Raw genomic sequence first — 6,562 nt, 5'->3', positions numbered from 1 at the left:
CACCCGCATCCATGCGTTGTCACAAAAAGGGCGGATGGACAGTGTCTATAAACCAGCCCCGCCCGGATTACTCTATCTTGATGATGCCACATGGGAGGTCGCGATGGCCGATCGCCGCGTGATGCATTTCTCTGCGCACAAGCAGGCGACAGGCATTGGCGTGATTGACGCAGGCGGCAAGATAGGACGTAATTTTGCACCTGAAAGACAGCAGGAACATATAAACCTTTTCAATGCTTTGGCGGGTCATATCAAAGTAAAAAAGGCGGATGGACCCGTCGTGATTGCGTCTTACTCGGAAGGTGCGCGTGAACGTCTGGACGGCTTGATTGCGGATGAGGGGATCGGTGACGCAATCGCCGTGACCGATTTCACGCGGGTGGGAAAATCAGGCGTGCATCTGGCGATTTGGCCGCTGGATCATGGCTTTGAAACACCCGAACTGACGGTAATCTCTGAGCAAGACGTATTGGGGGATCGGCTGATCCGCCAAACCAAACGCAAGCGCAAGGCCGAGAATTTCCTGACAGAGGCCAATAGTCTGTCGCCGGGTGATCTGGTGGTACATGTTGACCACGGCGTCGGGCGCTATACCGGCATGGAAGTCGTCACGGCGCTGGGTGCGGCACATGAATGCCTCCTGCTGGAATATGCCGAAAATTCAAAGCTTTATCTGCCCGTTGAAAACATCGAACTGCTTTCCAAATACGGGCATGAAACTGGATTGCTGGATAAGTTGGGCGGTGGTGCATGGCAAGCCAAGAAGGCCAAACTCAAAGAGCGGATCCGCCAGATTGCAGAGCGTTTGATTCGTGTCGCCGCAGAGCGGGAATTGCGCACAGCACCGGCGTTTGATCCGCCGGATGGTCTTTGGGATCAGTTTCTGGCGCGTTTTCCTTATGTCGAAACCGACGATCAGCTTGCCGCGATCGAAGATGTCCTGAACGACCTTGCATCGGGGCGCCCGATGGATCGGTTGATCTGCGGCGATGTGGGGTTTGGCAAAACCGAAGTGGCTATTCGCGCGGCTTTCATCGCGGCACTTTCAGGCGTGCAGGTGGCGATCATCGCGCCGACAACTTTGCTGGCGCGGCAACACTATCAAAATTTCGCCGAACGCTTTCGTGGCTTCCCGGTCAACGTGCGTCCATTGTCGCGCTTTGTCTCTGCCCGCGATGCGAACCTGACCCGCGAGGGTTTGGCGGACGGGACCGTTGACATTGTTGTGGGGACACACGCGTTGTTGGCGAAAGGCGTGAAGTTCAGGAACCTGGGCTTGCTTGTCATTGATGAGGAACAGAAATTCGGCGTGCAGCACAAGGAGCGGCTGAAGCAATTGCGGGGTGATGTGCATGTGCTGACACTGACCGCGACCCCGATTCCGCGCACTTTGCAGCTTTCGCTTTCAGGCGTGCGTGATCTGTCAATCATTGGCACACCGCCCATCGACCGGCTGGCGATCCGCACCTATGTGAGCGAATTTGACACAATCACGGTGCGCGAGGCCCTGCTGCGCGAGCATTATCGCGGTGGGCAGTCCTTTATTGTCGTGCCGCGAATTTCTGACATGGCCGAAATGGAAGACTTCCTCAGGCGCGAAGTGCCGGAGATCAGCTATATCAGTGCCACTGGCCAGATGGCAGCGGGTACGCTCGATGATCGGATGAATGCGTTTTACGACGGCAAATTTGACGTCCTGCTTGCGACCACGATTGTCGAAAGCGGGCTGGATATTCCGACCGCCAACACAATGATCGTTTGGCGGGCAGACATGTTCGGGCTGAGCCAGCTCTACCAGATCCGTGGGCGTGTCGGACGCGCGAAGACACGCGCCTATGCCTATCTGACGACGAAACCGCGCCAGAAATTGACTACGCCTGCGCAAAAGCGTCTGCGGGTCTTGGGCTCCATCGATACGTTGGGGGCAGGATTTACGCTGGCCAGTCAGGATCTCGACATTCGCGGCGCGGGCAACCTTCTGGGCGAAGAACAATCAGGGCAGATGCGCGAAGTGGGTTATGAACTTTACCAGCAAATGCTCGAGGATCAGATAGCCGCGATCAAATCCGGTCAGGCGGAGGGGATCATTGATGATGGCCAATGGGCGCCGCAAATCAACCTTGGTGTGCCGGTGTTGATCCCCGATGACTATGTGCCTGATCTGGACGTGCGGTTGGGGCTATATCGGCGCCTGTCTGACCTGACGACGAAGGTCGAACTGGAAGGCTTCGCAGCTGAGTTGATTGATCGATTTGGTAAATTACCGCGTGAGGTCAATACTTTGATGCTGGTTGTGCGGATCAAGGCCATGTGCAAGCGGGCCGGGATAGCGAAGCTTGATGCGGGTCCCAAGGGGGCGACTTTGCAATTTCATAATGACAAGTTTGCCTCACCCCAAGGGCTGGTCGAATTTGTCCATGCGCAAAACGGGCAAGCTAAGATCAAGGACAACAAAATCGTTGTCCGTCGTGACTGGGCCCGTGAGCGCGACAAGATCCAGGGTGCCTTCAATATCGCCCGCGATCTTGCCCAGAAGCTGTCTGATGCGACACAAAAGAAGGCCGGCACGCCCGCCTGACATGGATGCCTCCGGCGGGAGTTTTTGGGCCAAGATGAAGGGGTTTCAAATCTCTCCGGGGCGTTTAATCAAGGTGGTTAACCACAACGCAAGGCTCGCGCAAACCAGCGTGCCGATGGCCATAGGCATTGGTGTGCCGTCAAATTGCAGCGCAATCGGCGCCGCGATCAAGACCGCCCCAACCGTTGAGACGGCTGAAATGACAGATGCCGCAAGCCCGGCGATATGCCCCATATCTTCCATACCCAGCGCATTCAGGTTGCCGATTGTCAGCCCGGCCTGAAAGAAGTTTGACAAGACCCAGATCACATAGCCTCCGAATGCCAACCAATAGGGTGCGTCGGCTGCTGTGATTGCGATCATTGTCAGTGTCAGAAGTATTTGTGCAGTAAACATGGCCTTGATGATCGCCCGCATTCCCAATTTGACGACAAGACGTGCGTTCAGAAAGCTCGATGATGCCGCCACAATCGCAATGCCGCCGAACCACAAATGAAAAACGTCACCCTGTCCGAAGGTCTGATCGAAGACCTGCTGGGTGGATGATAACATGCTGAACAGGATCCCGAATGAGAGTGTCTGGACCAGGATCGACAGGCGAGCTGTGCGATGGGCAAACATCTCGATAATGGCGGACCAAAGCGCGCGAATACTCAGTGGGCGGCGGTTCTCGGGGGTGAGGGTCTCGGGTTGCCGCAAAAGCAGCCAGAGTGTCGTTATCAATGAAAAGACAATGAAGGACAAGAAGATCGCAGGCCAGTCAAAAAACACCACGATATAATGGCCGATCGTTGGTGCCAGCGCGGGAATCAAGGCGAAGACAATCATCACAAAAGACAGAATCCGCGCCATTTGAGGCCCAGCGTAGAGGTCGCGGATCAGCGCCATTGCCACGACACGCGGGCCAGCCGCGCCCAAACCTTGGATGACGCGGGCTGCCAGCATCACCTCAAGCGATTGTGCCTGCCAAGCCGCGATGCAAGCCGCGATATAGACCACGGCGCCACCAATCATTACCGGTTTGCGCCCATATGCGTCAGACAGCGGCCCTGTAAAGAGCGTGCCAACCCCCATGCCGAGCACAAAGCTCGTTATGATGAGCTGGGCGTTGTTGAGATTGCCCGGCGAAAGTGCAGCGCCCATTTCCGGCAGCGCTGGCAGCATCCCGTCAATCGAGAAAGCAACGGTTGCGGCCACCATTGCCATCAGGGCAACAAATTCGGTCTGCGGCAGGGGCTTGATGCGCGCCTTCATTCGGGCGATGCGATCTGGTCCATGATGTCTTTGATGATTTTGACCCACATTTCGGGCGGCTGTGCGCCCGGCACCGCGTGTTGCTGGGCCACAATGAAGGTCGGCACAGAGTTTACGCCCATTTCGCGGCTATGTTTGTCGCGCGCGCGGATGTCTGCGATGTCGTTATCGGTCCCCAGCAGCTTTGTCACCAGGGCCGCATCCATTTCAGCGGTATCGGCAATGTCGGCCAGGACCTCTTGGTTGCCAATGTCGCGTCCTTCGACAAAGTAGGCTTTGAACAACAGATCAACGACAAAACCTTGGCGTTGTTCAATCCCTGCCCAATGGATCAACCGATGCGCGTCGATTGTATTCGGCGTCTTTTCGATGGCGTCGAAATTGATTGTCGCGCCGGAGCGCGCAGCATGGTCTACGACGGGCGCATAGGCTTTGATCGCCCCTTGCTTGCCGCCAAATTTACCCTCCAGATAGGCGCGCCGATCCATGCCGTCTGCCGGCATATCGGGGTTGAGCTGGAACGGATGCCATTCAATGGTAAAAGGATGATCGGGGAATTGCACCAACGCCTTGTCGAGGTTGGTTTTGCCAATATAACACCATGGGCAGATCGGGTCTGAGATGATATCAAGTTTGACCATATGCAGTCTCCCATTCGCGGCGCGGCTTGCGGCGCAAGAGTTTGTTGTGGGCCCCGCGCGACAGGCGATGATGCCCAGCAAGATCAGAAAGGTCCGATAGGTTGCCAGATGCGCGACGGTGAAAGCCTGTTCGTCATATCCCTCTATCATGTCTTGGCGCGTCGAAAACCCCGCATTGCAAAAACATCCCGTCTGGTCTGCCAGACAGTTGCCCCCGTTTCCGGATATTACTCAAAGGTGCCCGCACCCCGTCACTGCGCCAATCAGGTGGGCAGCGTATTGCAAGCCGCCACAGCGCCGCTTATGAACACTTATGACCCCGAAAGACCCAAAGAACCTGATCCGCATCGCCAAAGACAATGGCGAGACAGGCGTTGCCCAACCGCTTGATCTGGGTGCGCGTGTGCGTGAGCTGCGCAAAGCCCGTGACTGGACCTTGGAACAGGCCGCCCAGCAGGCTGGCCTTGCCCGTTCGACCCTGTCCAAGATTGAAAACGGGCAGATGTCACCGACTTATGACGCGCTCAAGAAGCTGGCCGTTGGGCTTGAGATTTCGGTCCCACAACTTTTCACGCCTCCCTCAAAGGATCAGGTGAACGGGCGCATGGCAGTCACCCGCAATGGTGAAGAAACCGCCCTTGTGACGACCACCTATGAACATGCGCTTCTGGCAGAGGCGCTGACGACCAAAAAGATGTTGCCTTACCGCACTCGCATCCGCGCGCGCAATCCTGAGGATTTCGACGGCTGGGTGCGCCATGACGGTGAGGAATTTCTCTATGTGCTGACCGGGCAGATCAGGCTCTATACCGAATTTTATGAACCCGTTGAACTGAAGCGTGGCGACAGTGCATATTATGACGCTGCAATGGGGCACAATGTCGTGTCGGTCAGTGCAGAGGATGCGACGATCCTATGGGTGACCTCGCTTCACTAAGTGCTGCTAGCGGGTCGGCGGCGACTTCACCGGGTTTGTCATTTGATAAGATGAGATGCGCACCGATCCACACCAAATAGGCAACGCCCAGCCATTTGATCCACAAAAACGCAGTGGCAGAGGTCTCGATGATCGCGGCAAGCCCAAAGGATGCGCCAATCATTTGCAGGCTGTTGGCCGTCAAATCACCGGCAATTGTATAGACGCTCCGGCGCAATCCATGGCGAACGCTATTGGAGATAATCAGCAATTGACTGGTACCTGGCGGTGTTGCAAAGAAGACAGCGACTGCGGCCAGGTAGAGCATGTAGGTTTCAATGGTCATTGGCTTGAGCCCCGTGTGCTGGTTGGGGCCAATCTGACGGCGATGATGCGTTCAATGTCAACTTGGGGCTGCGGCATTAATCACGCTTAAAGAGGCGCGGCAAGACGGCTGCGGCCACGAACACAGCCACGATTTGCATCGCAATGAACATCGGGACATGCGCCGGATTGATCCCTGCGAAAGTATCGCTAAATCCGCGCGCGATGGTGACGGCGGGATTGGCGAAACTTGTGGAGGCGGTAAACCAATAGGCGCCTGTAATATAAATCGCGACCAAACTCGGCACCGCGTCGGGGCGACTGTGTAGGGCGCCGAAAATTGCAAAAAGCAGCCCGAAAGTGGCCAGGATTTCCGAAAACCACTGCGACACACCCGTGCGATCAGTGGTGGCGGCTTGCAGGATTGACAGATCAAACATCATATGTGCCGCCCAGACGCCCAAGATTGCGCCGATGATCTGGATCAGTACGTAGGCCCCCGCCTCTCGGGTTTGGATTTGTCCGCGCAGCCAGAAGGCCAATGTCACGGCAGGATTGAAATGCGCGCCTGAGACTGGCCCCAAAGTCGTGATGATTACATATAGGATGCAGCCCGTCGCAATGGCGTTTGCAAGCAACGCGACGGCCGTATTGCCGCCCGCAAGCGCTTCCCCCATGATCCCTGATCCGACGACGCCGATCAGCAAGAATGCGGTGCCAAGACCCTCTGCCAGTAGTCGCTGCATGTTATCGGCCGATCCGGTTGAGGATGGCTTGCAGGTCGTCTTTGCTCATTTCCTCAAAAGGCAAATCCAGCAGACGCGCGGCTTTATTCGACAACAAACGGTA

Annotated in this window: 6 protein-coding genes; 2 read left to right on the top strand and 4 right to left on the bottom strand. The window is 56.3% G+C overall.

Translation table 11 applies throughout. The features are described 5' to 3' along the window. Window positions 1–2,578: transcription-repair coupling factor (mfd, locus tag ACFDSS_RS12895; protein ID WP_375256137.1), on the top strand; the 2,578-nt coding region annotated here is incomplete at its 5' end. 45 nt (window positions 2,579–2,623) lie between these two features. Here the strand turns inward: mfd and ACFDSS_RS12890 are convergent. Both ACFDSS_RS12890 and ACFDSS_RS12885 read right to left on the bottom strand, forming a co-directional pair. Continuing rightward, window positions 2,624–3,832, bottom strand: coding sequence for a multidrug effflux MFS transporter (locus ACFDSS_RS12890; protein WP_375256136.1), 1,209 nt, complete (start codon window positions 3,830–3,832; stop codon window positions 2,624–2,626). Then, window positions 3,829–4,473 (bottom strand): DsbA family protein, encoded by a 645-nt coding sequence (locus ACFDSS_RS12885; RefSeq protein WP_375256138.1) that lies wholly within the window; start codon window positions 4,471–4,473, stop codon window positions 3,829–3,831. The genes ACFDSS_RS12890 and ACFDSS_RS12885 overlap by 4 nt, the downstream gene beginning before the upstream one ends. 313 nt (window positions 4,474–4,786) lie before the next feature. Here ACFDSS_RS12885 and ACFDSS_RS12880 point away from each other — a divergent pair, with 313 nt between their 5' ends. Then, window positions 4,787–5,410, top strand: coding sequence for a helix-turn-helix domain-containing protein (locus ACFDSS_RS12880; RefSeq protein WP_375256135.1), 624 nt, complete (start codon window positions 4,787–4,789; stop codon window positions 5,408–5,410). Here the strand turns inward: ACFDSS_RS12880 and ACFDSS_RS12875 are convergent. Further along, window positions 5,364–5,735 (bottom strand): LysE family translocator, encoded by a 372-nt coding sequence (locus ACFDSS_RS12875; protein WP_375256134.1) that lies wholly within the window; start codon window positions 5,733–5,735, stop codon window positions 5,364–5,366. The genes ACFDSS_RS12880 and ACFDSS_RS12875 overlap by 47 nt on opposite strands. A gap of 76 nt (window positions 5,736–5,811) precedes the next feature. Then, window positions 5,812–6,459: an aquaporin gene (locus ACFDSS_RS12870; protein WP_375256133.1), complete on the bottom strand. Its 648-nt coding sequence runs from the start codon at window positions 6,457–6,459 to the stop codon at window positions 5,812–5,814. Window positions 6,460–6,562: the final 103 nt, after the last annotated feature.

It is taken from the genome of Yoonia sp., from assembly GCF_042093035.1.
In the GTDB taxonomy this organism is placed as follows: domain Bacteria; phylum Pseudomonadota; class Alphaproteobacteria; order Rhodobacterales; family Rhodobacteraceae; genus Yoonia.
This window is presented reverse-complemented; position numbering and strand designations above follow the sequence as displayed.